The organism is Rhodovulum visakhapatnamense (genome assembly GCF_004365965.1).
In the GTDB taxonomy this organism is placed as follows: domain Bacteria; phylum Pseudomonadota; class Alphaproteobacteria; order Rhodobacterales; family Rhodobacteraceae; genus Rhodovulum; species Rhodovulum visakhapatnamense.
Window position 1 is genome coordinate 13067 of sequence record NZ_SOEB01000005.1, and the last position, 25253, is coordinate 38319.

The window sequence follows — 25253 nt, forward strand, 5'->3', positions numbered from 1 at the left end:
CTAGCGCCTCCGCCGCAGGGCCCGGAGCACGATGGGCAGCGCGGCCAGCGCCGCGAGGCCCAGAAGCGGCCCCAGCACCTGCGGTTCGAAGACGATCCCCAGATCGGGCCGCTCGCCCCGGGCGAAGACCTCGCCCAACCCGGCGCCGACCCAGGTATAGACCAGCGCCCCGGGCATGATCCCGAAGAAGGTGGTGAAGGCAAAGCGCCCGGCCGAGACCCCCACCAGCGCGGGCAGCAGGTTCGCCACGAAGAAGGGCACCGCAGGCACCAGCCGGATCAGGAACAGGACCGACAGCTCATTCTCGCGCAGCCCCTCGCGGAGCGAGGCGACGCGGCCCTCGCTGGCGTCGAGCCGGGCCGCGAGCCTGTCGCCCAGCCCCCAGCGTGCCGCAAGGAAGATCAGCACCGCGCCAAGCGTCGCGGCGGTCACGTTGAAGAGCACGCCCGGAAACACCCCGAACAGGAAGCCGCCCGCCAGTGTCGCCACCGTCGCCCCGGGCAGCGAGAAGGCCACGATGGCGACATAGGCCAGCATGAAGCCAAGCGCCGCCCCGGCGTAATTCGCGTCTCGCAGCGCGATCAGCGCCTCGCGATGGGCCGCCAGCGCCTCGAAATCGAGCTGGTCGCGCAGGGTCAGCGCGCCGACCGCCGCCACTGCGGCAATCGCGATCAGCGGCAGGTGGCGGCCTCGGGCCAGCCGGGTCTGGGGCATCTCGGTCGTCTCTGTCATGATCCTCTGGGCCGCTCTGGCGGCGAATGAAGGGTGGGATGCGTTCTTGGACAAGATGCACGGCCCCTGCCGCCCTGCACAGGCCGTTCACGCCGCATTGATCGTTGGTGACCGGACTCCGGCCCCTTCGGAACCGCTTGCGCGGTGCGGACGCAGCCGATTGCAACATTTCCCGCGCGGGACGAATTGACTTGCCCGCGCCAAGCCCCTAAAGGACGGGCTTCGAACACCATGGGGCCTTCGAATCCGCACGCGGTTTGGGTCCATCTCGACGGAGCGACGCGCGATGAAACGCACCTATCAACCTTCGAACCTGGTCCGCAAGAAGCGTCACGGCTTCCGGGCCCGCATGGCCACCAAAGGCGGCCAGAAGATCCTGAACGCCCGCCGTGCCCGTGGCCGCAAGCGTCTGTGCGCCTGAGACCACGCCTGACGGCGACCAAGACATGACACCGCCGGGGATGGGCGGGGCCTCCGACATGCCGGAGCGTTCCGAAGCGTCCCCGGCGGTTTCGTCATGCCTGACGGTGCTGTCCAAGCGCGCCGACTTCCTGCTGGCCGCGCGCGCCCGGCGGCAGTCGGCCCCGGCCTTCACGCTGCAGGCGCGGCGCCGGGAGGAGGCGCCCGGGGGCGGCATCCGGATAGGCTTTACCTGCTCCAAGAAGGTCGGCAATGCCGTCGCCCGCAACCGCGCCAAGCGCCGGTTGCGCGAAATCGCCCGGGCCGAGCTGCCGCAGCATGGCCGCCCGGGCTGGGATTACGTGTTGATCGGCCGCCCCGACGCGACCGCGACCCGCCCGTTCGAGGCGCTTCGCGCCGATCTGCGCCGCGCCCTCGACCGGCTGCATGCCGACGCGCCATGAGCCCGCTCGCGCGCCTCTTTGCCCTGCCGATCCGGGCCTACCGGCTGGTGCTGTCGCCCTGGATCGGGTTCAACTGCCGCTATCAGCCGACTTGTTCGGCCTATGCGCTGGAGGCGCTGGAACGGCACGGCGCGCTGCGCGGCGGCGCGCTGGCGCTATGGCGGATCCTGCGCTGCAATCCCTGGGGCGGCTGCGGCTACGACCCGGTGCCGCCAAAACCTGGCGAGCCGCCGCCAGAGGGCTGACGGCGGGCCGCGCTCCGGGGCCGCGCCTTTCCCCTTCCCCGACGGCGGGCGATCTGGCATAGGCTGCGCCATGTTCGACGAGCCCGACGATATCCACCCGCTGTTTTACGGCGCGCCCTCGACCACCGAGTTCAAGAAGCTGCGCAAGCGGATCATTCGCGACACCCGCGAAGCCATCGAACAGTACGGGATGATCGAGCGGGGCGCGCGCTGGCTGGTCTGCCTGTCGGGCGGCAAGGACAGCTTTACACTGCTGGCCGCACTCCACGAGCTGAAATGGCGCGGGCTGCTGCCGGTCGAGCTGCTGGCCTGCAATCTCGACCAGGGCCAGCCGGGCTTTCCGGCGACGGTGCTGCCCGAGTTCCTGACGAAGATGGGCGTGCCGCACCGGATCGAGTATCAGGACACCTATTCCATCGTCATGGACAAGATCCCCGAGGGGCGCACCTATTGCGCCTTGTGCTCGCGCCTCCGCCGCGGCAACCTCTACCGGATCGCCCGCGAGGAGGGCTGTTCGGCCGTGGTGCTGGGCCATCACCGCGACGACATTCTCGAGACCTTCCTGCTGAACCTCTTCCATGGCGGGCGGCTGGCGACGATGCCGCCGAAACTTGTGAACGAGGAGGGCGATCTGTTCGTCTACCGCCCGCTCGCCCATGTCGCCGAGGCCGATTGTGCGCGCTTCGCGCAGGCGATGAGCTATCCGGTGATCCCCTGCAATCTGTGCGGCAGCCAGGACGGGCTGCAGCGGATGCAGGTCAAGGCGATGCTCGACCAGTGGGAGGCGAACCATCCCGGGCGCCGCCAGAAGATGTTCCGCGCGCTGATGCATGTGCGGCCCTCACATCTGCTTGACCCGGCGCTGTTCGATTTCGCGGCGCTGGCGCGTCCGGCGGCCGGGACGCCCGGCGCCTTGCCCGGGGAGGCGCCGGACCCCTGACGGCCCGCCCCTTGCCTGGGTTGCGTATCGGGTATTTTATCCAAGAAGAAGAACGCGCTGCCTTCTTCCCGGTCCGGATACCCCCAGAGGATGCCCGCACCGGGCGATCCGCCGGGACGAGGCAGGGCGCAGGCCCGCGCCGTCCCGGCCCAGCCCCTGTGCGTCGGCAAAACGACTTGACCTCCCCGGCCTCAATCTGTTGAAGCACCCACACCTTTAAAAGGACGGGGTGGCGGTCTGCCATGGACGATCAGAACAAGAATCTCATTCTCGCAACGGCGCTCAGCTTTCTGGTGATCCTCGGGTGGTTCCTGCTGTTCCCGCCCGAACAGCAGACCCCGAGCGAGGAACCGGCCGTCGCGACGACGACCGCGACCGACAATGGCACGACGCCGGACGTCGCCGCCGCTCCGCCCGCGGCCCCGGGCACCGGCGCGGCCGCCACGCCCGAGACCGCCGCGCCCTCGCTGGCCTCGGAGGCGCCCCGGCTTTCGATCGAGACGCCGCGCCTGACCGGGTCGATCTCGCTGCTGGGCGGGCGCATCGACCGGCTGTCGCTGAAAGGCTATCACGAGACGCTCGATCCGGACTCGCCGCTGGTGTCGCTGCTGGAGCCGGTCGGGACCGAACGGCCCTATTACGCGCTTTACGGCTGGGCGCCCGCGGGCGATCTGGGCTATGAGGACGTGCCCGGCGCCAACACGCTCTGGACGCTTGACGGCAGCGACACGCTGACCGTCGAAAGCCCCGTCTCGATGCATTGGGACAATGGCAAGGGCCTGACCTTCCACCGCACCATCAGCATCGACGAGAACTACATGTTCACCGTCGCGCAAAGCGTCGAGAACGCCACCGGCGGCGCGGTGCGCCTGGCCCCCTATGGCATCGTCGCGCGTCATGGCCAGCCCGAGGGCAGCCGGTTCTACATCCTGCACGAGGGTGTCGTCCGGCAGACCGACGAGGAACTGGAAGAGATCAAGTACAAGAAGATGCCCGACATGGATTATGTCGAGCGCGAAGGGGCCAATGCCGAGGTCACCGGCGTTCAGGAGAACGGCTGGATCGGTTTCACCGACAAGTACTGGATGACCACGCTGATCCCGGAACCCGGTCAGCCCTTCACCTCGGTCGCGAAATACGTCTCGGGCCCCGACATCTATCAGGTCGAGGCGCGGCTGCCGGTCGTGACCGTCGCGGCCGGTGCGACCGAGGGCACCTCGACCATGCTGTTCGCGGGCGCCAAGGAATGGGAGACGATCCACCATTACCAGACCGATGACGGCATCTTCCGCTTCATCGACTCGATCGACTGGGGCTGGTTCTTCTTCTTCACCAAGCCGATCTTCCGTGTGCTGCACTGGCTGAACGGGGCGATGTCGGGTCTGGGCGTGCCGGGCTCGATGGGCTGGTCGATCATCCTGCTGACCGTCATCATCAAGGCCGTCGTGCTGCCGCTGGCCTACAAGTCCTACAGCTCGATGGCGAAGATGAAGGAACTTCAGCCCAAGATGGAAGAGCTGAAGGAGCGCTGCGGCGACGACCGCCAGAAGCTGCAGCAAGAGATGATGGCGCTCTACAAGAAAGAGCAGGTCAACCCCGCCGCGGGCTGTCTGCCGCTCTTCGTGCAGATCCCGATCTTCTTCTCGCTCTACAAGGTGATCTTCGTCACCATCGAGCTGCGCCACGCGCCCTGGATCGGCTGGATCCACGACCTGTCGGCGCCCGATCCGTCCTCGATCCTGAACCTGTTCGGCCTGCTGCCCTATGCGCCGCCGGAGCCGGGCTCGTTCCTTGCGATCCTGTCGCTGGGTGTGCTGCCGATCCTGCTGGGGATCTCGATGTGGCTGCAGCAGAAGCTGAACCCGACGCCCACGGATCCGACGCAGGCCATGGTCTTTGCCTGGCTGCCCTGGGTGTTCATGTTCATGCTGGGCAACTTCGCCAGCGGGCTGGTGCTGTACTGGATCTGCAACAACACGATCACCTTCATCCAGCAATATGCGATCATGCGCATCCACGGGTATCACCCCGACGTGCTGGGCAATATCCGGTCGAGCTTCCGCAAGAAGAAGCCGGAACCGGAGCACAAATGACGGCACGGCTGGCCCGGATCTATCGCCACCCGATCAAGGGCCACGGCGCCGAGGCGCTGGAGGCGGTGGATCTTCAGGCCGGCCGGACCCTGCCCTGGGACCGCACCTGGGCCGTGGCGCACGAGGCGTCGCGGGCAGACGGAACCGGCTGGGCGCCCTGCGCGAATTTCTCGCGCGGGGCGAAGGCGCCGCAGCTGATGGCCATCGGCGCGCGGCTGGACGAGGCGGCCGGGCACGTGACCCTGACCCATCCCGCCCGGCCCGATCTGACCTTTTCTCCCGACCACGAGGGCGCGGCCCTGATCGACTGGGTCCGCCCGCTGATGCCCGGGGACCGCGCCGCCTCGGCCCGGATCGTCCGGGCGCCGGGGCGCGGCATGACCGACAGCGCCTTTCCCTCGATCAGCCTCCTGGGGCTCGCCTCGCTCGAAGCGCTGTCGGAAAAGGTTGGCCAGAGCCTGTCGCCGCTGCGCTTTCGCGGGAATTTCTGGATCGAGGGGCTTGCCCCCTTTGCCGAGTTCGACTGGGTCGGACAGAAGGTGCGGCTGGGCCGGGCGGTGATCGAGGTGCGCGAGCGCATCACCCGCTGTCTGGCGACCGCCGCCAACCCCGAAACCGGCGAACGCGACGCCGACACGCTGGGCGCGCTGCAGACCGGCTGGGGGCACAAGCAATTCGGCGTCTATGCCGAGGTGATCGAGGGCGGCCGCGTGGCCCTTGGCGACGCTGTGGAGGCGCTATGACACCCCTTCCCTTCCCCCTGACGCCCGAACCCGATGCCGAGGCCGCCGAACGCGGGCGCAAGCTTTTCGCGGGGCCCGTCGAGTTCCTGAAGGGCGTCGTTGCGATGGACGGGCTGCCGCCCGCCGACCGGCCCGAGCTGTGCTTTGCCGGGCGGTCCAATGTCGGCAAGTCGAGCCTCATCAACGCGCTGACCGGGCGCAAGGGGCTGGCGCGGGCCTCGAACACGCCGGGGCGGACGCAGGAGATCAACTACTTCACCCTGGGCGACAGCCATTACCTGGTCGACCTGCCGGGCTATGGCTATGCCGAGGCGCCGGTGAAGATCGTCGAGAAATGGCAACGCCTGCTGAAGTCCTATCTGGCCGGACGGCAGACGCTGCGCCGCGCCTTCGTGCTGATCGACGCGCGGCACGGGGTGAAGGCGGTCGACGACGAGATCATGAAGCTGCTCGACGGCGCCGCGGTGACCTTCCAGACGGTGCTGACCAAGGCCGACAAGGTGAAGGCCGCCGACCGCGACGCGGTCCTGACCCAGGTCCGGGGCGCGCTGGCGCGCCACCCCGCCGCCTTCCCCGAGATCCTGCTGACCTCGTCCGAGAAGGGCGACGGGATCGCCACCTTGCGCGCGGTGATCGAGGGTATCGGCTAGGGCCGGCGGCGCGTCCTTGGGCCTGCTCAGACGTGCTGGCCCGCGTTCACCTCGATCTCGGCGCCGGTGACGTAGCTTGCATCCTCCGAACAGAGGAAATGGATCACGCTGGCCACTTCGTCGGGCTGGCCCAGACGGCGCAGCGGCAGGCCCTCGACGATCTTATCGGTGCCGGGGCTCAGGATCGAGGTCTCGACCTCTCCGGGCGCGATGGCATTCACCCGGACGCCGAGCGGGCCGAAATCATGGGCCATCTCGCGGGTCAGCGCCGCCAGCGCCGCCTTGGATGTCGCATAGGCCGCGCCCGCGAAAGGGTGCACCCGGCTGCCCGCGATCGAGGTGACGTTGACGATGGCGCCCTTGGCGGCGGCCAGTTCGTCCTGCAGACCGCGCGCCAGCACGATCGAGGCGAAGAAGTTCACGTTGAAGACCTGCCCCCAGGTCCGCATGTCGGTGTCCAGCGTGTTCAGCCGCCCGCCCTCTTCGGTCTTGGGCGAGATCCCGGCATTGTTGACCAGCGCGTGCAGCTTGCCATCGGCCAGCTTGCCGCGCACCACCTCGATGGCGCGCTTGGTCATGGCGGGCTCGGCCAGATCGATCTGGATATGGTTCTCGGACCCGCCGGGCCAGGGACAGCGCGGGTCGAAGGGATGCCGCGAACAGGTCAGGACCCGCCAGCCTTCGGCCGAAAAGCGCTTGACCGTCGCATGCCCGATGCCCCGGCTCGCCCCGGTCAGCAACATTACCCTCTGTTCCATCGCACCCTTCCCGTTCTGCGGAGTGCTGAACGTAAGCCCGGTGCGCCAAAAGACAATCGCCCTTGGCCTGCGGACGCGCAGGCGCTAACAGAAGTTCAGCAGACGGACCCGCAGGATGAGAAAACAGACGGCCATGAATCGCGACTGGATCGCCACCGCCCGGACCCTGTCCGAGGCGCTGCCCTATCTTCAGCGCTATACCGGCGCCATCGTCGTCATCAAGTTCGGCGGTCACGCCATGGGCGACGACGCCGAGATGGAAAGCTTTGCCCGCGACGTGGTGCTGATGCGCCAGGTTGGCGTGAACCCGGTGGTGGTGCATGGCGGCGGGCCGATGATCAACGAGATGCTGGCCAAGCTCGGTGTCGTGTCCGAATTCGTCAAGGGCAAGCGGGTGACCGATGCCGCCACCGTCGAGGTGGTCGAGATGGTGCTGTCGGGCCGCGTCAACAAGCGGATCGTGCAGGCGATCAACGACCAGGGCGGCAAGGCGGTCGGACTGTCGGGCAAGGATGCGGGGCTGATCGTCTGCGACCAGACCGACCCGGCCCTGGGCTTCGTCGGCACGCCGTCTGAGGTCAATCCGCTGGTGCTGCGCCAGTTGTTCGAGGCCGGGATGATCCCGGTCGTGGCGCCGCTGGGCGCGGGGCGCGAGGGCGAGACCTTCAACATCAACGGCGACACTGCGGCCGGCGCCATCGCCGCGGCGCTGAAGGCCGACCGGCTGCTGCTGTTGACCGATGTGGCCGGGGTCAAGAACGCGGCGGGCGATGTTGTGACCGAACTGACCCCCGATCATATCCGCGAGATGACCGCCTCGGGCGTGATTGCGGGCGGGATGATCCCCAAGACCGAAACCGCATTGACGGCCATCGAGGGCGGTGTGCGCGCGGTGGTGATCCTCGACGGGCGCGCGCCCAATGCCTGCCTGCTGGAGCTTTTCACCGATCACGGGGCGGGGTCGCTGATCCGCGCGCCGCGTCCCTGACGCCGAACGCGCTGGCCGGGAGAGCAGAGCTGTGACAGGATGCGCCCGACCCGCGACAAGCAAAGCGGCCTGCCGATGAGTTTGCGCCTGATCCTCGTCCGACACGCGAAATCGAGTTGGGACGACCCGAGCGAGGACGATCACGACCGCCCGCTCAACCCGCGTGGCCGCGAGGCGGCGCCGAAGGTCGGCCAATGGCTGGCCGAGCGCGGGCATGTGCCCGCCGAAGTGGTCAGCTCGACCGCCCGCCGCACACTGGAAACCTGGGACCGGATGGCGCCGGTGCTGGGCGAATCGACGGTGATGCGGCGCGATCCCGGGCTTTACCACGCCCCTGCCGAACGGATGCTGGAGGCCCTGAACAATTGCGCGGCCTCGCCGGTGCTGATGCTGGGCCACAATCCCGGCATCGCCGATTTCGCGGCGCGGCTGCTGGACGGCCCGCCCGACGCACAGCGCTTTGCCAGCTTTCCCACCTGCGCCACGCTGGTCGCCGATTTCGACGCCGCCGACTGGACCGAGATCGAGTTCGGCACCGGGCGGATGATCGACTTCATCACCCCCAAGCAGCTTATGCCCTGACCCGCGGGCGCGGCCGGTCGCGCCCGCGGGCCGGTCTTCGGCCTAGTCGGCGCCGCCGGGCGTTCCGCTGAAGGTCACGGTCACATCCTCGTCGCGGGCGATGAACTGGCAGGCCAAGCGATAGCGCGGCGGCATGTCCCGCACTTCGGCATCCTCGATTTCCTCCTGGGTCAGCTTGCCCAGATCCTTCAGCTTCTGCTTTTCCTTGTCGGTCAGCATGATCGCCTTCTTCTGGTCGGGGTTGTCATAGGTGACCTCGATCAGGCACGAGCCGCAATTTCCGTCCCGGCAGTCGAAGGGGATCGGAATCCGGTTGTCCTCGGCCAGAGCCAGGATGGTCTTGGTATCTCCCGCCACGCCGTAAACGGCCTTGTCCTTGTGCATCAAGGGGGAGGAGAAGGTGATGATCGCCATGTCGCTAGATCCCTTGGCTGGGGCCGCCCGCACCCGAAGGCCCGGACGGCTGATGGTTGGTTCGAACCGTGTGCGCGTCTCCACCCTTGGGGAAGCAGCATTCATGCCAGCGCGTGACCCGGCTTTCGCGGCACTCGCCGCGCCAAAGTGGGGGAAATCCGACATCGCCCCCGCCAAAGACGACAAGGGCGCCCGGGCAGGCCCGGGCGCCAGTCGCGGAAAAATCGCAATCGACGGGCTATCAGTGCCCGAGGATCTGGCTGAGGAACAGTTTGGTCCGGTCGGAGCGCGGGTTGTTGAAGAAGGCCTCGGGTTCGTTCTGTTCGACCACCTGGCCCTGATCCATGAAGATCACCCGGTTCGCCACCTGCCGGGCAAAGCCCATCTCGTGGGTGACGCAGATCATCGTCATTCCCTCTTCGGCCAGCTGGATCATGGTGTCGAGCACCTCCTTGATCATCTCGGGATCGAGCGCCGAGGTCGGTTCGTCGAAGAGCATGATGTTGGGCCGCATGCAGAGCGAGCGCGCGATGGCGACCCGCTGCTGCTGGCCGCCCGACAGCTGACCGGGATACTTGTTCGCCTGTTCCGGGATCTTGACCTTCTCGAGGTAGTACATGGCGGTTTCCACCGCTTCCTTCCTCGGCACCTTCCGGACCCAGATCGGGGCAAGGGTGCAGTTTTCCAGGATCGTCAGATGCGGGAACAGGTTGAAGTGCTGGAACACCATCCCGACCTCGGACCGGACCTGGTCGATATGCTTGAGGTCATTGGTCAATTCGATCCCGTCGACGATGATCTTGCCCGACTGGTGTTCCTCCAGCCGGTTGATGCAGCGGATCAGGGTCGACTTGCCCGACCCCGAGGGGCCGCAAACGACGATCCGTTCGCCCTTGTTGATGGTCAGGTTGATGTCGCGCAGGACGTGGAACGCCCCGTACCACTTGTTCATGCCGAGGATCTGGATCGCGACCTCGTCCGAAACGGTCAGCCTGGACCGGTCGATGGCAGTGTCAGACATGGATGGACCTCCTCAGCGGTGCTCGGTCCGGAGCTTGCGCTCCAGATACATCGAGTAGCGGGACATGGAAAAACAGAAGACGAAGAACATCAGCGCGATGAAGCCGTAAAGCTCCCAGACGATGCCGTTCCAGTTGACGTCGGCCCGGATCGAGTTCGAGAAGCCGACCGGGTCGAGCAGCCCGATGATCGACACCAGCGTCGTGTCCTTGAAGACGCCGATGAAGGTCGAGACGATCCCGGGGATCGAGATCTTCAGCGCCTGCGGCATGACGACCAGCCGCTGCGCCTTCCAGTAGTCGAGCCCCAGCGCGTCGGCCGCCTCGTACTGGCCCTTTGGCAGCGCCGCCAGCCCGCCGCGGATCACTTCGGCCATATAGGCCGAGGCAAACAGCGTCACCATGATGATGACCCGGAGGATGATGTCGAAATTGGTCCCCGGCGGCATGAAGTAGTTCAGCAGCAGCGACGCCACGAACAGCAGGGTGATCAGCGGCACGCCGCGGATCAGCTCGATGAAGCCCACGCAGATCGCGCGCAGGATGAAGAGGTCGGACTGCCGCCCCAGCGCCAGCAGGACGCCGATGGGCAGCGACAGGGCGATGGCGGTCAGCCCGATGGTGATCGACAGCATGAAGCCGCCGAAGTTGCGGCTGCTCACGGGCTCGATCCCGAGCGGCCCGATCTGGTGCAGCAGGGTCGCGAAGGGCCCCGCCAGCAGAAACCACCACAGGACCGGCAGCAGCCCCGCCACAACCGCCCCGAGGAGGCCGCCCGCAAGCGGCGCGACGATGCGCTGGGCCGCATAGCCCAGAACGAAGCCCAGCGCGACCGAGACCGGCAGCCAGACGGTGCCGCCCCACAGAAGCCAGGGCACGACGAACGGCGCCGCCAATGACAGGTACAGCATCTTGCGCGGCAGGCCGGTGAACAGGACCGGCGCCATCCCCGCCAGCGCCAGGGCGAAGCCAAGGATCGGCCTCCAGTACAGCTCGGACGGGTAGAAGCCGAAGATCAGCTGCAGCCAGCGTTCGCGGATCACTGCCCAGCAGGCGCCGCTGGCCTCGGAACCGTAGGCGGCCTTGATCTGGTCGCGGCATTCGGCCAGCGACCCGGCCGACCAGCTGGACTGGAAGATCCAGGGCAGGATCGCCGCCAGCACGTAGCCGATCAGGGCCAGCGACAGCACCGTCAGGATGGCGTTCAGCCAGGACGAAAAGAGGTTCTGCCGCAGCCAGCCGAGCGCGCCCACCGAGGTCGCCGGCGGCGGTTCCTGGGGCAGCATCGCGTCGCGGACGAAGGCGGCGCTATGGGCATGGGTTCCGCTCATCCTACCGCTCCACCAGCCTGACCCGGGTATTGTACCAGTTCATCCCCATCGAGATCGCCAGCGAGATCGCAAGATAGACCAGCATCAGCATCAGCACGCATTCAAGCTCGCGCCCGGTCTGGTTCATGGTGATGCCGCCCAGCGTACCGGTGATGTCCATGTAGCCGACCGCGATCGCCAGGGACGAGTTCTTGGTCAGGTTCAGGTATTGCGAGATCAGCGGCGGGATGATGACCCTGAGCGCCTGCGGCAGGATCACCAGCGACATGATCCGGTTCGGCCGGAGCCCCAGCGCCGCCGCGGCCTCGGACTGACCCTTCGAGATGGCCAGGATGCCGCCCCGGACGATTTCGGCGATGAAGGCGGCCGTGTAGAAGCTGAGCGCCAGCCAGAGCGCGATCAGCGAGTTCCGCATGTAGACCCCGCCGCGGAAGTTGAAGCCCTTGAGTTCCGGATAGCCGAGGTGAAAGCCCAGTGCGACCAGCATAACCAGCACCGGCACGGCGACCACGCCGAGGCGCAGATACCAGGTGGTGGGCCTCAGCCCGGTGGCGTTCTGGACCCGATCCGCCCGCGCCCGGATCTTTGCGGAAACGAAGAGCCCCGCCCCAAGCACCGCGAGAATGGCGATCAGGTCCAGACTGATATTGAAAGCGCCGAAGACCGGCAGATCGCCGAGGCTGCGCGAAAACAGCGGCTCGGGGACGTAGACGCCGCGATTGGTCAGCGCCACGCTGTCGCCCAGAAGCATCGAGGCGGTGGCATCCTCGCCCCGGAAGGCGTTCGGCGGCGGCAGCGTCTCGATCAGGATCGCCATGAAGAACACGATCCACAGCAGCACCGGCACGTTGCGGAACATCTCGACATAGACCGTCATCAGCCGCGCCACGAGCCAGTTGCGCGACAGCCGCAGCACGCCGATCACGACGCCAAGCACCGTGGCCAGCGCGCAGCCAAGGACCGCCACCAGCAGCGTGTTGAGAAGCCCGACGAAGGCGGCCCTCAGATGGCTGTCGCGGTTGGTATACTCGATGAGGGTCTGGTTGATGTCGTATTGCGCCGCGCCCGTCAGAAAGCCGAAGTCGATGGGCTTGCCCATATTGGCGAGGTTCTGCACGGTGTTGCTGACGATCCAGGCCACCAGCAGCATGAAGGCGATCAGTGCGACCACCTGGATGGTGAGCGATCGGTAGCGGGTATCGAAGATCAACATGCGCAGACGGAACGTCTCGCGCGGTACGTCCGGATAGCTGGTCATGCGGGCGCTCCCTGTGGCTCCCTCCCGGCAAAAGGATATCCTGCGCGGACCGTTGCGGCCGCGTCCCTCCGGGGTTTTCTTGTTCTTGGTCCAGATAGGCGAAGGGCGCGGTCTGGTGCCGCGCCCTTCGAAGTCTGGTCTTACCGGAACGGCGGCGCGTACATCAGCCCGCCATCGGTCCACTGCGCGTTCAGCCCGCGCGCCAGGCCGATGGGGGTGTTTTGACCGATGTATTTCTCGAACAGCTCGCCGTAGTTGCCGCCCGCCTTGATCGCCTTCACCGCCCAGTCGGCCGGCAGGCCCAGCATTTCGCCAAGGGTGCCCTCGGTGCCGAGCAGACGGTTGATTTCCGGGTTGGTGGTCGGCGCCGCCGCCAGTTCGTCGATATTGGCCGAGGTCACGCCGTATTCCTCGGCGGCGATCAGCGCGTTCAGCGTCCAGCGGACGATGTCGGCCCATTCGTCGTCGCCATGGCGCACCAGCGGACCCAGCGGCTCTTTCGAGATGATCTCGGGCAGGACCACATGCGCGGTCGGGTCCTCGAAGGTGGCGCGCGTCGCGGCCAGCCCCGAGGCGTCGGTGGTGTAGACGTCGCAGGCGCCGGCCAGATATTGCTGCTGCGCCTGTTCGTTGGTCTCGATCGGCACCGGCTCGTAGGTGATGTTGTTCACGCGGAAGAAGTCCGCGAGGTTCAGCTCGGTCGTGGTGCCGGTCTGGATGCAGACGGTGGCGCCGTCGAGTTCCTTGGCCGAGCTGACGCCCAGCGCCTTCGGCACCATGAAGCCCTGACCGTCATAATAGTTCACGCCGACAAAGGTGAACTTGAGGTCGACATCGCGCGAGAAGGTCCAGGTGGTGTTGCGCACCAGCATGTCGATCTCGCCTGAGGCCAGGGCGGTAAAGCGGGTCTTGCCGGTGGTGGGCACGAATTCGACGGCCGAGGAATCCCCCAGCACGGCGGCGGCCACCGCGCGGCACACCGCCACGTCGAAGCCCTGCCAGTCGCCGTTGGCATCCGGCGCGGCGAACCCGACAAGGCCCGTGTTGGTGCCGCAGTTCAGCTTGCCGCGCGCCTTGACGTCGTCGAGGGTCGCCGCTCCCGCCGCACCCGCGGCGCAGGCGGCTACGGTCAGCGCGCCAAGAATAACGGATTTCTTCATGTTTACCTCTTCCTGAATATCCGTCCGTTCAGACGGCTTATATTTCCCCCCCGGCGGGCAGGGGCGTGGCTATGAGAGATCCCAGCCCCTCAGCGCCTCAAGTTTGGGCAAAATACCGCCATCAGGTCAAGGGCACAGGGGGTCCCCCCGCTTTCCCCGGCGGGCAGGGCTGCGACCATTGCGGCTTGCACAGTATTTAGGCAGCCGGGATCACCCCGGCGGCATCAGCGCGATGCCCGGGACAGATCGAGGAAATGCCGGGCCTGCAGGAAGTCGCGCCGCCGGGCGGCCGCGACCTCGGCGGCCTCGGCATCGCTGCCCCATTGCTCTTCCTGCCAGGTCTCGTCGATCCGTGACAGATCCCACAACCGTTCGGGGGTCTCGACCGCCTCGGCGGCGGCCAGCCCGATCACCAGCGACCCCGAGAGCCCGACCAGATCGTGCAGCGCGGTCAGCTCGAACGGGTCGAAACCGGCGACGCGGGCCCGGAGCCGTGCCAGGCTCTCGGCGGGCTGACGCATCGGAATCACCCCCGCCGTGGGGGTCAGCGGCGCGCCCAGCGCCTCGGCCGCCCAGGCCAGCAAGGGGTCCCATGCCGCCGCCTGACGGTGGGCCAGCGCGGGCGGATTCTCGGCGCGGTGACACAGAAGATCGCTTTCGCCATAGGCGGCGATCAGCTCGGCCACCTCTGCCCGCTGCACACGCACCTTGTCGATGGCGGCATTGGCGGCCCGGGTGACCGGCATGCTCAGCGGCGCAACCTGATCGTCCTGCGCGTCCCATTCAAGCGCGATGGCCTCGGCCATGGCGCGGGTCGGCACCACCAGCGGCATCTTGGCCGGGGTCTTGACCGGACGCCCGTCCAGCAGCACCGCAAAGCCGCCTTCGGCCGCGTCGATGCCCGCCTGGGTCCAGAACCGTTTGAGCGCCCATTCGGTCATGCCGTCTCTCCCACCAGCGCCAGCACCGCCGCGGGCAGGTCGGCAAAGCGCTCGACCACCGCGTCCGCCGCCCCCAGACGGTCGGCCGGGTGATAGCCCCAGGCCACGGCCAGGGTGCGAACACCGGCCGCGCGGCCCATTTCCATGTCGAATTCGGTGTCGCCGATCATCACCGCCCGGTCGGGCGCGACCCCGGTCTCGGCCAGCGCGGCCAGCACCATCGAGGGATGCGGCTTCGAGGGATGGTCGTCCGACACCTGCCGGGTGGCGAACTGTCCGGCCAGCCCATGCGCCTTTAGGATCGCGTCGAGCCCGCGCCGGGACTTGCCGGTGGCAATGCCCAGCTCCAGCCCCTCGACACCGGCCAGCAGGGCCAGCGCCTCGCGCGCGCCAGGGAAAAGCGGCGAGGCCGCCTGCCCGACCCTGAGCGCGAAGAACTGCTGCCGGTAGGCCTCGACCATGCGGTCGAGCCGCTCGGCGGACGCATCGGGCGCCAGCGCCGCCAGCGCCAGCGGCAGCGACAGGCCGACGACGCCAAGCACCTCGTGCGGGGGGGGCAGCGGCAGGCCCTCGGCGGCAAAGGCCGCCGCCATCGCGCCGGCGATATGGGCCTGACTGTCGACAAGGGTGCCGTCGACATCGAAAAGGGCAAGGCGGCGCGCGGTCATTCCAGATCCTCGAACGGGTCGGTCGGCACGTCGGCCTCGGACCAGCCGAGCATGTCCCAGGTGCGCTTCATATGCGGCGGCAGCGGTGCGGTCAGTTTCAGATGCGCCCCGGTCACAGGATGGGTCAGCGACAGGTGGCGGGCATGCAGATGCAGCTTGCGGCTGATCTCGCCGCCCAGCTGCGCGCCCCAGCCCTCGCCCAGGTTTTCCTGCCCCGAGCCGCCATATTTGCCGTCGCCGACGATAGGATGCCCGATCTCGGCCATATGCGCGCGCAACTGATGGGTGCGCCCCGTCACCGGCACAAGCGCGCACCAGCTGGCCCGCGTCCCCAGCGCCGACAGCACCGCGTAATCCGAGGTGGCGCGCTTGGCGCCCTCGGTCTGGTCGACCTTGGCGGGATGGATGCACAGCATCTTTTCGCCCTCGCCGCCCGAGCCGTGCCCCGGCGCCTTGACCAGCCCGAAGCGGATCGTGCCCATCCGCGGATGCGGCACGCCCGCCACCACGGCCCAGTAGATCTTGCGGGTCTCGCGGGCGCGGAAGGCGGCGGTCAGGTCCTTGGCGATGGCGCGGGTCCGCGCGAGGATCAGCACGCCCGAGGTGTCGCGGTCGAGCCGGTGCACGAGGCGCGGGTTCTCGTCATAGCCGAAGCGCAGCGCCTCGCCCATGCCGTCGACATGGCGCGCCTGCCCGCTGCCGCCTTGCACCGGCAGGCCCGGCGGCTTGTTCAGCGCGATGATATGGGCGTCGCGGAAGATCACGCAGCTGCGGATCATCTCTGCATCGGCGTCCGAGACCTTGGGCTTGGGCGCGGCCTCGACCTCGCCCGGATCGGGCAGCGGCGGCACCCGCACCTTCTGGCCCGCCTCGAGCCGGGTGGCGGGCTTGACCCGGCCGCCATCGACCCGGATCTCGCCCTTGCGGCAGAGCTTTTCGATGCGCCCCTGCGAAACATGGGGAAACTGCCGCCGGAACCAGCGGTCGAGCCGCTGGTCGCCATCGCCGGGGGCCACGGTCAGGGTCTGCACACCGCTCATGCCAGAACACTCCGCATCAGCCAGAAGGCCAGCGCGATGGCCCCCAGCGACAAGATCAGCGACCCGGCCACATAGGCCATCGCCAGTTCGGCCTGGCCGCGTTCGTAAAGCGTCAGCGCATCCAGCGAGAAGGACGAGAAGGTGGTGAACCCGCCCAGCAGGCCGATCTGGAAGAAGGGCGCGTAGGGCGTGCCGCCCTTTTTGGCCAGAACCACGATCAGCACCCCCATCAGGAACGAGCCAAGGATATTGACGAAGATCGTGCCCCAGGGAAAGCCGCGCCCCAGAAGCGAGGTCATCGCCACGCCGGACAGATAGCGGCCAACGGAGCCGATTGCGCCCCCGAGGGCGACTTGCAGGAGTGTCGCGCCAGTCATGGGCTTCCCATCGCGCCGCCGCGCGGGCTTGTCAACTGTCCTGCCGCCGGTCGCGGAGCTTTGAGAAATAGTCCAGCCGCCGTTTCAGCTCGCGTTCGAAACCGCGTTCGACGGGCGTGTAGTAGACGCCGCGCCGCATGCTTTCGGGAAAGTAGTTCTGGCCCGAAAAGCCATCCTCGGCTTCGTGGTCGTACTGATAGCCCGCACCATAGCCCTGGTCCTTCATCAGCCGGGTCGGCGCGTTCAGGATATGCTTGGGCGGAGGTTCCGACCCCGTCTTCTGCGCCGCCTGCCGCGCCGCCTTGTAGGCGCTGTAGCCCGCGTTCGATTTCGGCGCGAGCGCGAGATAGATCACCGCCTGCGCCAGCGCCAGTTCGCCCTCGGGCGAGCCCAGCCGTTCATAGACCGACCAGGCATCCAGGCAGATCGTCTGGGCCTGCGGATCGGCAAGGCCGATATCCTCGATGCTCATGCGGGTGATGCGGCGGGCCAGAAAGCGCGGGTCTTCGCCGCCCTCCAGCATCCGGGTCAGCCAGTAAAGCGCGGCATCGGGGTCCGATCCGCGCACCGACTTGTGCAGCGCGGAAATCAGGTTGTAATGGCCGTCGCCGCTTTTGTCGTATTGCGCAGCCCGCTTCTGCAGCCGCCGCGCCAGATCCGCGGGCGCGAGAGGCCCCGTCACCTTCCAGGCCATGACCTGCTCGATCAGGTTCAGAAGCGCGCGCCCGTCGCCGTCGGCCATGGCGATCAGCTCGTCCCGGGCCTCGCCGGTCAGGGGCAGCGGGCGGCCGATCTCGTGTTCGGCGCGCTGCGCCAGCAGCTCCAGATGCACGGGGGCGAGCCGTTCCAGCACCAGCACCTGCGCCCGGGACAGCAGCGCCGCGTTCAGCTCGAAGCTTGGGTTTTCGGTCGTGGCCCCCACCAGAAGGATCGTTCCATCCTCCATATGCGGCAGAAACCCGTCCTGCTGGGCCTTGTTGAAACGGTGGATCTCGTCGACGAACAGAAGCGTCCCCTGCCCGTTCTCATGTCGCAGCCGCGCCGCCTCGAACACCTTCTTCAGATCGGCCACCCCCGAGAAAATCGCGCTGATCTGCACGAAGGACAGGTCGGTTTCGTCCGCCAGCAGCCGGGCGATGGTGGTCTTGCCGACGCCGGGCGGCCCCCAGAAGATCAGCGACGACAACGTGCCCGAGGCCAGCATCACCCCCAGCGGCGCCTCGGGCCCCAACACATGGTCCTGCCCGATTACCTCGGCCAGCCGTCGCGGCCGCAGCCGGTCGGCCAGCGGGCGCGGCCCGGCGCCGGTCCGGCCGGGCGCGGTCTTGGGGGTCTGGTCGAAAAGGTCAGCCATCGGCGGAGCCTACGCCGAACCCGTCAGACACGGAAGCGCAAGACGCTGCGCCGCCCGCCCCGAAGATATTCGACATACCAGCTGCGCCCGCCCTCGCGCGCGGCCCGCGCCACATCCGCGGTGGTGGCGACGGGGCGGTCGTTGATCTGCAGCAGGATGTCGCCGGGCGCCAGCCCGACGCGGCCGCCGACCGAGCCGGGATCGGTGACCAGAACGCCCGCAAGCCCCGAGGGCAGGCCGTTTTCCTGCAGCACGGCGGGATTGAGGTTCACGACCGACAGCCCCGCCAGCACCCCTTGCCCGCGCACCGTCAGCGGGTCGCGCGGCGGCGTCTCGGGCGGGGCGATCAGATCGACGCGGGCGGTGCGGGGCCGCCCATCGCCCTGATGCAGATAGCTGACCTCGATCTGGCGCCCCACGCCCTCGGCCGAGAGGCGGAACAGCATCTCTTGCGGGGTGTTGACCGGATCGCCGCCCAGCGTCAGCACCACATCGCCGACGCCCAGCCCTGCCGCGCGGAACGGGCTTTCGGGATGCAGCTTGCTCAGCACGACGCCGCGCGGCGTGTCCATCCCCAGCGCCTCGGCCAGGCCCGCATCGACCGGCTGGCCGGAAAGCCCCGCCCAGGGCCGCTGGAACCGGCGCGCGCCGGTCTGGGCCTGCTCGATGAAGCGCGAGACCAGATTGGCGGGAATCGCGAAGCCGATGCCGTTCGACCCGCCCGAACGCGACAGGATCGCGGTATTGATGCCGACGAGCCGCCCGGCCATGTCGACCAGCGCGCCGCCGGAATTGCCCGGGTTGATCGCCGCGTCGGTCTGGATGAAATAGCCGCGCCCGCCGCCGATCGAGAGCCCCGAGCGGGCGAGCCCCGAGACGATGCCCGAACTGACGGTCTGACCGATCCCGAAGGGGTTGCCGATGGCCAGCACCAGATCGCCGACCTCGATCTCGTCGGAATCGCGCAAGGGCAGCGAGGGCAGATCGCGGGCGCCAGTCAACTGAAGGACGGCCAGATCGGCCTCTTCATCGGCCAGCAGCACCTGCGCGTCGAATTCGCGGCGGTCGGCCAGAACGACCCGGATCTGATCCGCGCGGCCCACGACATGGTAGTTCGACACGACCATCCCGTCGGGCGACACGATCACCCCCGATCCCAGCGCGTTCTCGACCCGGGGCTGGGCGCGGCCGAAATTGCGGAAGAGATCGGAAAAGAAGGGATCGGCCGCGAAGGGCGTCGGCACGTCGGCGACCGTGCGGCTGGTGAAGACGTTGACCACCGCCGGGGCGGCCTCGCGCACCACCGGGGCAAAGCTCAATTGGATCTCGGCGCGGCTGCCGGGCGCGCGGGTCTCGGCCCACAGGGGCGCGGCGGTCAGGGCAAGACAGAGACAGGTGACAAATCGGGTCATCGGACGGCTCCGGATCGGCGGCATGGCCGATCATATGCGGCCCCACGCGCATAAGTTCAACGGCCGCCGGGACCGGGACAGGACCCGGGTCGGGCCGGGGCGCCCCTTGCGGATGCGCGCCCCGGCCCCCTCACCGGTCCGGAGGGTCTAGTGAAGGTTGGCGGCGAAGTTCATCGAGATCACCTGGTTCCGGATCCCGTCGATTTCCATCACCGGCCCCATCGCGGTCATGTCGATGCCCACGCGCTTGTTCCAGAGCGGCCAGTTGGCATTCAGAAGCGCCAGGCACTGGGTCGCGCCGAGGCTTCGGGCGGCGCGGGCCAGCTCCTGCACCAGGTTGAAGTAGATCGGCCGGCGCAGATGCAGCGGCACCTTCTGGGTCACGAAGCAGCGCGAGCTTTCCCAGACGGTTTCGCCGACCGGAGCCTCGTCGTGAAGAAGATGCGACGGGATCGTGTCCAGAAGCCCCTTCTGCGCATCGCGGATCATGTAGGAATAGATCCCGCAGCGCGCCGTGGTGGGGGTCAGCCGGTTGCCGGCCAGAACCTGGCCCAGATCGTCATGCACGACGACCCAGCGGCTGGCGGGGGTGTCGTACTGGTCGTATTCCATGCCCATGGCCTCGGGCAGGTCCCACTTGTTGCGTTCGATGAACAGATCGCGCCTTGCGCGAAGCATGTTCGCAAAAAGCTCGCCATGGTTGTGTAGATTTTCAAAGGAGAGAGTCGTGGTCTGCATAGGTGCCTCCTGCAGGGTGGTGGTGGGTAAGAACCGTGCGGAGGGCGACTGCGTTCAAAGCAGTCTGTAGTCTTTTGCGCGCTGAATCGCTTCGGCCGTCGTGCGTGCCATCAGCCTCTGTCGCGCAGAGGACAGTCTGGCCTTGAGTGCACTTTCGGAGATTCCCAGCTTGCAGGCCGCAGCTGCATGGCGATCGCCATCCGCAATGCATTTCAGCGCATCGATCTGAGCCTTGGTAAGCTCTTGCGGTGGCTCGGTCATGTCGTGGAGACGACGCACGAGGGCTTCGATCTGGGCGATCTCGCTATCCTCGAATTCCCGATCTGCTCTTGCCACACTCGCAATGGTTCTGGAGGTTATCGGCCCCCAGGAGATCGTAACGCCGTACTTGAGACCGAACCGCGCGGCATCGACGAAAATGCCGAACGGGTCGGGAATGTTGTCATTGCTCCACCGTGTCGCGCCGGTGGTTGAGAAGCCCCAGGCGACCGACGGGTCGCGCAGGAGGTAGCCATGTTCGGTATAACGCGCCAGCCACTCTGGCGCATACGTCTGGAATGCGAGCAACGGGGATGTAAAGCGGATATGCAAGCCGATATTGTATCCCTGAGGCGCAAGCGCATCGAGGGTCCGCAGTTCCCGATCGAACACCGACTTTTCGAACATGGCTTTTTAGACAAGTTGCCTCGATGCCAGTCAACCGTAAATTGGCGTCGGTTACGTATAGTTTTTTTGAGTCTGTCGGAGCAATCAGTGCGGGCAATGCATCCTGGTTTGTTCAATCGTGTCATGCGCTTGCCGACACCCGTTCGGACCGAGATCCTGGAATATGCGGGCTCGGCACAGGTGGAGGATGCCCAGCTTCGATCCCTGCTCGATGACGCGGTTGCGCGCATCGAGAATGCTGGCCCGACGGCGCAAGAGCGCTCGGGCGAACCCAAGGGCCGCCGTAACGCGGCCTGAGATCATGGCGCCTGGGGGGGCGTGGGTCCAAGGGAACGAAAACGAAGGGGCCCTGCCGAAAGGCTGGGCCCCGTGTTTTTCCAGGGTTTTCCGGCTTTCCCGAAGAAGTCCCGGTCGCTTTTCCGATGCTTCACTTCCGGTGCGTCGTTTCCGATGCGCCGGTGTCGGCCCGCCTGGGCCCGCGCGAGGCGGGCCGGCCCGGCGGGCCGGGAAGAGCTCAGTCTTCGGCTGTCTCTTCGGCTTCCAGCCGGGCGCGGTCCGCAAGGCCCTTGGCGTCGAGATCGCGGTCCACGAATTCGACGATGGCCATCGGGGCCATGTCGCCATAGCGGAAACCGGCTTTCAGCACGCGGACATAGCCGCCATTGCGTTCGGCATAGCGCGGGCCGAGCACCTCGAAGAGTTTCGCCACATGGGCGTCCTGCTTGAGACGGGCCGCGGCCTGACGGCGGGCATGCAGGTCGCCGCGCTTGCCAAGCGTGATCAGCTTGTCGGCAATCCGCTTGAGTTCCTTGGCCTTGGGCAGCGTCGTCTTGATCTGCTCGTGCTCGATCAGCGAGCCGGCCATGTTGGCGAACAGCGCCTTGCGGTGTTCGTGGGTCCGGTTGAGGCGGCGATAGCCGCGGGCGTGACGCATTTCAAACTCCTATGTTTTGCTTTGTCTGGCGGTCCTGCGTTTGGGGCCGCTCTCCTTGGGGCGGAATTGCCCGGGTCTTGCACGCCGGGCGAACCTGCCGCCCGGCGCGAACGAGGCGCCTCAGAACTGGTCCTCGAATTTCTTCGCCAGTTCCTCGATGTTTTCCGGCGGCCATTCCTCGACATCCATGCCAAGGTGCAGGCCCATGCCGGACAGCACTTCCTTGATCTCGTTCAGCGACTTGCGGCCGAAGTTCGGGGTCCGCAGCATCTCGGCCTCGGTCTTCTGAATGAGGTCGCCGATATAGACGATATTGTCGTTCTTCAGACAGTTCGCCGAGCGGACCGACAGTTCCAGTTCATCCACCTTCTTCAGCAGAAGCGGGTTGAACTCGAGCCCGTCATCGTCCGACTCGCGGCTGGCCGATTCCGGCTCGTCGAAGTTGACGAAGATCGACAGCTGGTCCTGCAGGATGCGCGCGGCGAAAGCCACGGCGTCGTCCGGCGTGACCGACCCGTCGGTCTCGATCTTCAGGGTCAGCTTGTCATAGTCCAGCACCTGGCCCTCGCGGGTTGGCTGGACGTCGTAGGCGACCTTCTTGACCGGCGAATAGATCGCATCGATCGGGATCAGACCGATCGGCGCGTCTTCGGGCCGGTTCTTGTCGGCAGCGACATAGCCCTTGCCGGTGTTCACGGTCAGTTCCATGAACAGGTCGGCCCCGTCATCGAGGTGGCAGACCACGTGGTCGCGGTTCAGGACCTCGATCCCGGCGCTTTCCGAGATATCGCCGGCGGTGACGACGCCCGGCCCCTTGGCCGAGATCGACAGCCGTTTCGGCCCCTCGACATCCATCCGCAGAGCGACGCCCTTGAGGTTCAGCACGATGTCGGTGACATCCTCGCGGACCCCGGCCACCGACGAGAACTCATGCAGCACGTTGTCAATCTGGACGGAGGTGATGGCCGCCCCCTGCAGCGAGCTCATCAGCACCCGCCGCAGCGCGTTGCCAAGCGTCAGCCCGAAGCCGCGTTCCAGCGGCTCGGCCACGACCGTCGCCTGACGCGCCGGATCGTTACCCGGCTTGATCTCGAGCTGGGTCGGCTTGATGAGTTCCTGCCAGTTCTTGTGGATCATGCGTGTCTCCTCAATTCCTGCCCGCAGCCCATGTCCAGAAGCAGCAGACGCCCGAGGTCAATTAAGACAGGCGCGGGCCACGCGGAAGCCGCGCAGCCCGAGCGAAAGGTACGAAATCAGACCCGGCGGCGTTTCGGCGGACGGCAGCCGTTATGCGCGATCGGGGTCACGTCGCGAATCGACGTGATGTTGAAGCCGATGGCAGCCAGCGCGCGCAGCGCGCTTTCACGGCCCGAACCGGGGCCCTGCACTTCGACTTCGAGCGTCTTGACGCCATGTTCCTGAGCCTTGCGGCCGGCATCCTCGGCAGCCATCTGGGCAGCATAGGGGGTCGACTTGCGCGAGCCCTTGAAGCCCATGGTCCCGGCCGACGACCAGGCGATGGCGTTGCCCTGAACGTCCGAGATCAGGATCTTGGTGTTGTTGAAGGACGAATTCACATGCGCCACACCGGCGGCGATGTTCTTGCGTTCCTTGCGGCGGACCCGGGTTTTATCGCGTGCCATATCTCGAGCCCTCCCTTATTTCTTCTTGCCGGCGATGGGTTTCGCCGGCCCCTTGCGGGTACGGGCGTTGGTATGCGTCCGCTGACCGCGAACCGGCAGGTTGCGGCGGTGACGCAGGCCGCGATAGCAGCCGAGGTCCATCAGGCGCTTGATGTTCATCTGGACTTCGCGGCGCAGGTCGCCCTCGACGGTCAGGTTGGCGTCGATATGTTCGCGGATCGACAGCACCTCGGCGTCCGACAGCTCGTTGACCCGGCGGGTCTTGTCGATGCCGACGGCCTCGCAGATCGCGTCGGCCGTGGTCGGACCGATGCCATGGATGTAGGTCAGGGCGATCGGCACCCGTTTCCCGGTGGGGATGTTGACGCCAGCAATACGTGCCACGCGCAATATTCCTTTCGTTGCGGTTCCGTCGCTCCAGAACCTTTTTTCACAACTATGGCCCGAAAGCCTGTCGCCTCCGGGCCGCCTTGATCGGACCGCCGCTCCGGGTCAGCTTCACCCGCCTGCGGCAATTGGTCGATTCTCTATCGAGACGCCGTGCGTAGGGCGATTCTGCGGACCCGTCAAGGGCATTCATAAGCTGTCAAGATCCATTTCGCGGATTTGCCGCCCATTCGCCGCATCGCGCCCCGGCCACCATCGCGATGGACCGACGGCCGCCGCAGCGCTATCCTTTCGGTTGTATCCCTCGCCCGCGGGCCGCGGCAGCAGCGTTCGCATGTCCTGCCAGAAAGGAGGATCCGCGTGAAGTCTTCTGACACACGGTCCCGTCCGCGCGTGCCCGCCAGGACCGCCGCCACCGCACCGCGCCACGCCCCCTCGCCCGTGTCGGCGACCGCCCCGCTCGACACCCTCAGGGGCCTTGCCGAGACCAGCGCCCCTGTCCAGCGGTTGCGCGCCCTCGGCCCGGCCCTGCAGCGCGAGGTCGACACCTCGTCGAGCCCCTTCCTGCCCACCTACGGCCCGAACGAGACGCCGGCCTGGAAGAAGGAAACCGGCATCCCGAAATGGGCGCTGGACGAGCTTGGCGGCAACGAGGAGGTGACGCTGATCTGCAGCCTGAAGGACGGCATCATCGGCAGTGTCTATTTCCCCGAGGGCGGGCGCATCCGGACGACCCATGGCAGCGGACCGGAAAAGGAGCAGACCCCCGAGCGGGTGACACAGCAGTTCAACATGGACATGAGCAAGGCCCGCAAGATCTTCAAGGACGGCTCGCCCAAGCTCCTGGCCAGTCTTTACGACAAAACCGACGCGACCAAGACCGAGGAAGAGCGCAAGAAGGAGGCCGCCAAGGCCTGGGACCGCGCCTTCAAGAGCTGGCTGTCGAACCAGCTGGTCAAGACCCCCAAGGAAAAGCTGCCCGACTGGATCGAGCCCGTCACCGGCCCCGACAGCGCCTTCGACCCCACGACCGGGGCACCGCCCAAGGACAGGAAGCTGTTCGAGGTGTTCACCACGCTCGAAGGCGTCGTCACCGGCTGGCACCCGTCGCGCGGGCTGGCCGCCAAGTTCCAGACCAGCAAGAAGGTGGTGAACGTGCTCAACGCCGCCATCGAGCAGATCAAGGGCATCAAGGATCCGGGCGAACGGAACAAGGCGTTCTATGCCTACATCAAGCCCCGCATCCCCGAATTCGCCGCCCAGATCAGAAAGCCCGATCAGGTGTGACGGCCCGCCGCCATGCCGGGGCGGACCGTC

The 25253-nt window shown here is 67.0% G+C and carries 30 protein-coding genes; 11 read left to right on the plus strand and 19 right to left on the minus strand.

The window, feature by feature from the left end; genetic code table 11:
• Positions 1 to 732, minus strand: a complete 732-nt coding sequence (locus tag EV657_RS05855; RefSeq protein ID WP_134077396.1) for a TVP38/TMEM64 family protein — start codon at positions 730 to 732, stop codon at positions 1 to 3.
• A 286-nt stretch (positions 733 to 1018) separates the two neighbouring features.
• Between EV657_RS05855 and rpmH the strand changes: the two genes are divergently transcribed.
• The 7 genes from rpmH (at position 1019) to yihA (ending at position 6266) form a co-directional block, all read left to right on the plus strand.
• On the plus strand, positions 1019 to 1153 hold the full coding sequence (rpmH, locus tag EV657_RS05860) for a 50S ribosomal protein L34 (RefSeq protein WP_075784705.1): 135 nt from the start codon (positions 1019 to 1021) through the stop codon (positions 1151 to 1153).
• Positions 1154 to 1178: 25 nt separating this feature from the next.
• A complete protein-coding gene (gene rnpA, locus EV657_RS05865) occupies positions 1179 to 1595 on the plus strand; it encodes a ribonuclease P protein component (RefSeq protein ID WP_134077397.1) in 417 nt (138 codons plus the stop codon).
• Positions 1592 to 1840, plus strand: coding sequence for a membrane protein insertion efficiency factor YidD (gene yidD, locus EV657_RS05870; protein ID WP_075784703.1), 249 nt, complete (start codon positions 1592 to 1594; stop codon positions 1838 to 1840). The genes rnpA and yidD overlap by 4 nt, the downstream gene beginning before the upstream one ends.
• 70 nt (positions 1841 to 1910) lie before the next feature.
• Positions 1911 to 2780, plus strand: a complete 870-nt coding sequence (ttcA, locus tag EV657_RS05875; protein ID WP_075784702.1) for a tRNA 2-thiocytidine(32) synthetase TtcA — start codon at positions 1911 to 1913, stop codon at positions 2778 to 2780.
• A gap of 242 nt (positions 2781 to 3022) precedes the next feature.
• Positions 3023 to 4873 carry a membrane protein insertase YidC gene (gene yidC / locus EV657_RS05880; protein ID WP_134077398.1) on the plus strand — a complete coding sequence of 617 codons (1851 nt, stop codon included), beginning with the start codon at positions 3023 to 3025 and terminating at the stop codon, positions 4871 to 4873.
• Positions 4870 to 5616, plus strand: a complete 747-nt coding sequence (locus EV657_RS05885) for an MOSC domain-containing protein (RefSeq protein WP_113669678.1) — start codon at positions 4870 to 4872, stop codon at positions 5614 to 5616. Before yidC ends, EV657_RS05885 begins: the two co-directional genes overlap by 4 nt.
• The gene (yihA, locus tag EV657_RS05890) at positions 5613 to 6266 is read left to right on the plus strand and encodes a ribosome biogenesis GTP-binding protein YihA/YsxC (RefSeq protein WP_075784699.1); all 654 of its coding nucleotides are present in this window, start codon (positions 5613 to 5615) and stop codon (positions 6264 to 6266) included. The genes EV657_RS05885 and yihA overlap by 4 nt, the downstream gene beginning before the upstream one ends.
• A gap of 26 nt (positions 6267 to 6292) precedes the next feature.
• Here yihA and EV657_RS05895 read toward each other — a convergent pair whose 3' ends face one another.
• The gene (locus EV657_RS05895; RefSeq protein WP_134077399.1) at positions 6293 to 7024 is read right to left on the minus strand and encodes an SDR family NAD(P)-dependent oxidoreductase; all 732 of its coding nucleotides are present in this window, start codon (positions 7022 to 7024) and stop codon (positions 6293 to 6295) included.
• A gap of 115 nt (positions 7025 to 7139) precedes the next feature.
• On the opposite strand from EV657_RS05895, the gene argB reads away from it, so the two are divergent.
• Together argB and EV657_RS05905 are read left to right on the plus strand one after the other, a co-directional pair.
• Positions 7140 to 8012, plus strand: a complete 873-nt coding sequence (gene argB / locus EV657_RS05900) for an acetylglutamate kinase (protein ID WP_243627915.1) — start codon at positions 7140 to 7142, stop codon at positions 8010 to 8012.
• A gap of 39 nt (positions 8013 to 8051) precedes the next feature.
• Entirely contained in the window at positions 8052 to 8594 is a 543-nt protein-coding gene (locus EV657_RS05905; protein WP_341800918.1) for a SixA phosphatase family protein, read from the plus strand.
• A gap of 42 nt (positions 8595 to 8636) precedes the next feature.
• On the opposite strand, the gene EV657_RS05910 is transcribed toward EV657_RS05905, so the two are convergent.
• The 13 genes from EV657_RS05910 to EV657_RS05970 all read right to left on the minus strand — a co-directional run bounded on the left by EV657_RS05910 (position 8637) and on the right by EV657_RS05970 (position 20972).
• A complete protein-coding gene (locus EV657_RS05910; RefSeq protein ID WP_075784696.1) occupies positions 8637 to 9008 on the minus strand; it encodes a 2Fe-2S iron-sulfur cluster-binding protein in 372 nt (123 codons plus the stop codon).
• A 241-nt stretch (positions 9009 to 9249) separates the two neighbouring features.
• Complete coding sequence (locus EV657_RS05915) at positions 9250 to 10029, minus strand: amino acid ABC transporter ATP-binding protein (protein ID WP_113669682.1); 780 nt, start codon at positions 10027 to 10029, stop codon at positions 9250 to 9252.
• Positions 10030 to 10041: 12 nt separating this feature from the next.
• The gene (locus EV657_RS05920) at positions 10042 to 11358 is read right to left on the minus strand and encodes an amino acid ABC transporter permease (protein WP_134077400.1); all 1317 of its coding nucleotides are present in this window, start codon (positions 11356 to 11358) and stop codon (positions 10042 to 10044) included.
• A gap of 1 nt (position 11359) precedes the next feature.
• Positions 11360 to 12616, minus strand: a complete 1257-nt coding sequence (locus tag EV657_RS05925; RefSeq protein ID WP_134077401.1) for an amino acid ABC transporter permease — start codon at positions 12614 to 12616, stop codon at positions 11360 to 11362.
• A 140-nt stretch (positions 12617 to 12756) separates the two neighbouring features.
• The gene (locus tag EV657_RS05930; protein WP_075784692.1) at positions 12757 to 13776 is read right to left on the minus strand and encodes an amino acid ABC transporter substrate-binding protein; all 1020 of its coding nucleotides are present in this window, start codon (positions 13774 to 13776) and stop codon (positions 12757 to 12759) included.
• A 224-nt stretch (positions 13777 to 14000) separates the two neighbouring features.
• A complete protein-coding gene (locus tag EV657_RS05935) occupies positions 14001 to 14717 on the minus strand; it encodes an ATP12 family chaperone protein (RefSeq protein ID WP_075784691.1) in 717 nt (238 codons plus the stop codon).
• Complete coding sequence (locus tag EV657_RS05940; protein WP_075784690.1) at positions 14714 to 15385, minus strand: HAD-IA family hydrolase; 672 nt, start codon at positions 15383 to 15385, stop codon at positions 14714 to 14716. The genes EV657_RS05935 and EV657_RS05940 overlap by 4 nt, the downstream gene beginning before the upstream one ends.
• On the minus strand, positions 15382 to 16425 hold the full coding sequence (locus tag EV657_RS05945) for an RluA family pseudouridine synthase (protein ID WP_113669685.1): 1044 nt from the start codon (positions 16423 to 16425) through the stop codon (positions 15382 to 15384). The genes EV657_RS05940 and EV657_RS05945 overlap by 4 nt, the downstream gene beginning before the upstream one ends.
• A complete protein-coding gene (crcB, locus tag EV657_RS05950) occupies positions 16422 to 16802 on the minus strand; it encodes a fluoride efflux transporter CrcB (RefSeq protein WP_075784688.1) in 381 nt (126 codons plus the stop codon). Before crcB ends, EV657_RS05945 begins: the two co-directional genes overlap by 4 nt.
• Before the next feature lie 31 nt (positions 16803 to 16833).
• Positions 16834 to 18156 carry a replication-associated recombination protein A gene (locus EV657_RS05955; RefSeq protein WP_134077402.1) on the minus strand — a complete coding sequence of 441 codons (1323 nt, stop codon included), beginning with the start codon at positions 18154 to 18156 and terminating at the stop codon, positions 16834 to 16836.
• Between the two features lie 23 nt (positions 18157 to 18179).
• Entirely contained in the window at positions 18180 to 19568 is a 1389-nt protein-coding gene (locus tag EV657_RS05960; protein ID WP_134077403.1) for a trypsin-like peptidase domain-containing protein, read from the minus strand.
• Positions 19569 to 19715: 147 nt separating this feature from the next.
• Positions 19716 to 20306: an acyl-homoserine-lactone synthase gene (locus EV657_RS05965; RefSeq protein ID WP_075784685.1), complete on the minus strand. Its 591-nt coding sequence runs from the start codon at positions 20304 to 20306 to the stop codon at positions 19716 to 19718.
• Positions 20307 to 20360: 54 nt separating this feature from the next.
• Positions 20361 to 20972, minus strand: coding sequence for a helix-turn-helix transcriptional regulator (locus EV657_RS05970; RefSeq protein WP_075784684.1), 612 nt, complete (start codon positions 20970 to 20972; stop codon positions 20361 to 20363).
• A gap of 129 nt (positions 20973 to 21101) precedes the next feature.
• On the opposite strand from EV657_RS05970, the gene EV657_RS21490 reads away from it, so the two are divergent.
• On the plus strand, positions 21102 to 21269 hold the full coding sequence (locus EV657_RS21490) for a hypothetical protein (RefSeq protein ID WP_166673654.1): 168 nt from the start codon (positions 21102 to 21104) through the stop codon (positions 21267 to 21269).
• 217 nt (positions 21270 to 21486) lie between these two features.
• On the opposite strand, the gene rplQ is transcribed toward EV657_RS21490, so the two are convergent.
• From rplQ to rpsM, 4 genes are all read right to left on the minus strand, one after another.
• A complete protein-coding gene (gene rplQ / locus EV657_RS05975; RefSeq protein ID WP_075784683.1) occupies positions 21487 to 21906 on the minus strand; it encodes a 50S ribosomal protein L17 in 420 nt (139 codons plus the stop codon).
• Positions 21907 to 22026: 120 nt separating this feature from the next.
• Positions 22027 to 23043, minus strand: a complete 1017-nt coding sequence (locus tag EV657_RS05980; protein WP_075784682.1) for a DNA-directed RNA polymerase subunit alpha — start codon at positions 23041 to 23043, stop codon at positions 22027 to 22029.
• 116 nt (positions 23044 to 23159) lie between these two features.
• Positions 23160 to 23549 carry a 30S ribosomal protein S11 gene (gene rpsK / locus EV657_RS05985; protein ID WP_075784681.1) on the minus strand — a complete coding sequence of 130 codons (390 nt, stop codon included), beginning with the start codon at positions 23547 to 23549 and terminating at the stop codon, positions 23160 to 23162.
• A 15-nt stretch (positions 23550 to 23564) separates the two neighbouring features.
• Complete coding sequence (gene rpsM / locus EV657_RS05990; RefSeq protein WP_075784680.1) at positions 23565 to 23933, minus strand: 30S ribosomal protein S13; 369 nt, start codon at positions 23931 to 23933, stop codon at positions 23565 to 23567.
• Positions 23934 to 24296: 363 nt separating this feature from the next.
• On the opposite strand from rpsM, the gene EV657_RS05995 reads away from it, so the two are divergent.
• Positions 24297 to 25223 (plus strand): hypothetical protein, encoded by a 927-nt coding sequence (locus EV657_RS05995; protein ID WP_134077404.1) that lies wholly within the window; start codon positions 24297 to 24299, stop codon positions 25221 to 25223.
• Positions 25224 to 25253 lie beyond the last annotated feature (30 nt).

Coding starts and splice junctions, on each gene's coding strand:
- rplQ (WP_075784683.1), bottom strand. CDS start 21,906: ATGCGTCACGCCCGCGGCTATCGCCGCCTCAACCGGACCCACGAACAC.
- rpsK (WP_075784681.1), bottom strand. CDS start 23,549: ATGGCACGCGATAAAACCCGGGTCCGCCGCAAGGAACGCAAGAACATC.
- EV657_RS05920 (WP_134077400.1), bottom strand. CDS start 11,358: ATGAGCGGAACCCATGCCCATAGCGCCGCCTTCGTCCGCGACGCGATG.
- EV657_RS05960 (WP_134077403.1), bottom strand. CDS start 19,568: ATGACCCGATTTGTCACCTGTCTCTGTCTTGCCCTGACCGCCGCGCCC.
- yidD (WP_075784703.1), top strand. CDS start 1,592: ATGAGCCCGCTCGCGCGCCTCTTTGCCCTGCCGATCCGGGCCTACCGG.
- crcB (WP_075784688.1), bottom strand. CDS start 16,802: ATGACTGGCGCGACACTCCTGCAAGTCGCCCTCGGGGGCGCAATCGGC.
- yihA (WP_075784699.1), top strand. CDS start 5,613: ATGACACCCCTTCCCTTCCCCCTGACGCCCGAACCCGATGCCGAGGCC.
- EV657_RS05955 (WP_134077402.1), bottom strand. CDS start 18,156: ATGGCTGACCTTTTCGACCAGACCCCCAAGACCGCGCCCGGCCGGACC.
- EV657_RS05940 (WP_075784690.1), bottom strand. CDS start 15,385: ATGACCGCGCGCCGCCTTGCCCTTTTCGATGTCGACGGCACCCTTGTC.
- EV657_RS05885 (WP_113669678.1), top strand. CDS start 4,870: ATGACGGCACGGCTGGCCCGGATCTATCGCCACCCGATCAAGGGCCAC.
- EV657_RS05910 (WP_075784696.1), bottom strand. CDS start 9,008: ATGGCGATCATCACCTTCTCCTCCCCCTTGATGCACAAGGACAAGGCC.
- argB (WP_243627915.1), top strand. CDS start 7,140: ATGAGAAAACAGACGGCCATGAATCGCGACTGGATCGCCACCGCCCGG.
- EV657_RS05965 (WP_075784685.1), bottom strand. CDS start 20,306: ATGCAGACCACGACTCTCTCCTTTGAAAATCTACACAACCATGGCGAG.
- EV657_RS05915 (WP_113669682.1), bottom strand. CDS start 10,029: ATGTCTGACACTGCCATCGACCGGTCCAGGCTGACCGTTTCGGACGAG.
- EV657_RS05945 (WP_113669685.1), bottom strand. CDS start 16,425: ATGAGCGGTGTGCAGACCCTGACCGTGGCCCCCGGCGATGGCGACCAG.
- EV657_RS05935 (WP_075784691.1), bottom strand. CDS start 14,717: ATGACCGAATGGGCGCTCAAACGGTTCTGGACCCAGGCGGGCATCGAC.
- rpmH (WP_075784705.1), top strand. CDS start 1,019: ATGAAACGCACCTATCAACCTTCGAACCTGGTCCGCAAGAAGCGTCAC.
- EV657_RS05930 (WP_075784692.1), bottom strand. CDS start 13,776: ATGAAGAAATCCGTTATTCTTGGCGCGCTGACCGTAGCCGCCTGCGCC.
- EV657_RS05905 (WP_341800918.1), top strand. CDS start 8,052: ATGCGCCCGACCCGCGACAAGCAAAGCGGCCTGCCGATGAGTTTGCGC.
- EV657_RS05855 (WP_134077396.1), bottom strand. CDS start 732: ATGACAGAGACGACCGAGATGCCCCAGACCCGGCTGGCCCGAGGCCGC.
- EV657_RS05970 (WP_075784684.1), bottom strand. CDS start 20,972: ATGTTCGAAAAGTCGGTGTTCGATCGGGAACTGCGGACCCTCGATGCG.
- EV657_RS05925 (WP_134077401.1), bottom strand. CDS start 12,616: ATGACCAGCTATCCGGACGTACCGCGCGAGACGTTCCGTCTGCGCATG.
- yidC (WP_134077398.1), top strand. CDS start 3,023: ATGGACGATCAGAACAAGAATCTCATTCTCGCAACGGCGCTCAGCTTT.
- rnpA (WP_134077397.1), top strand. CDS start 1,179: ATGACACCGCCGGGGATGGGCGGGGCCTCCGACATGCCGGAGCGTTCC.
- EV657_RS05895 (WP_134077399.1), bottom strand. CDS start 7,024: ATGGAACAGAGGGTAATGTTGCTGACCGGGGCGAGCCGGGGCATCGGG.
- EV657_RS05980 (WP_075784682.1), bottom strand. CDS start 23,043: ATGATCCACAAGAACTGGCAGGAACTCATCAAGCCGACCCAGCTCGAG.
- ttcA (WP_075784702.1), top strand. CDS start 1,911: ATGTTCGACGAGCCCGACGATATCCACCCGCTGTTTTACGGCGCGCCC.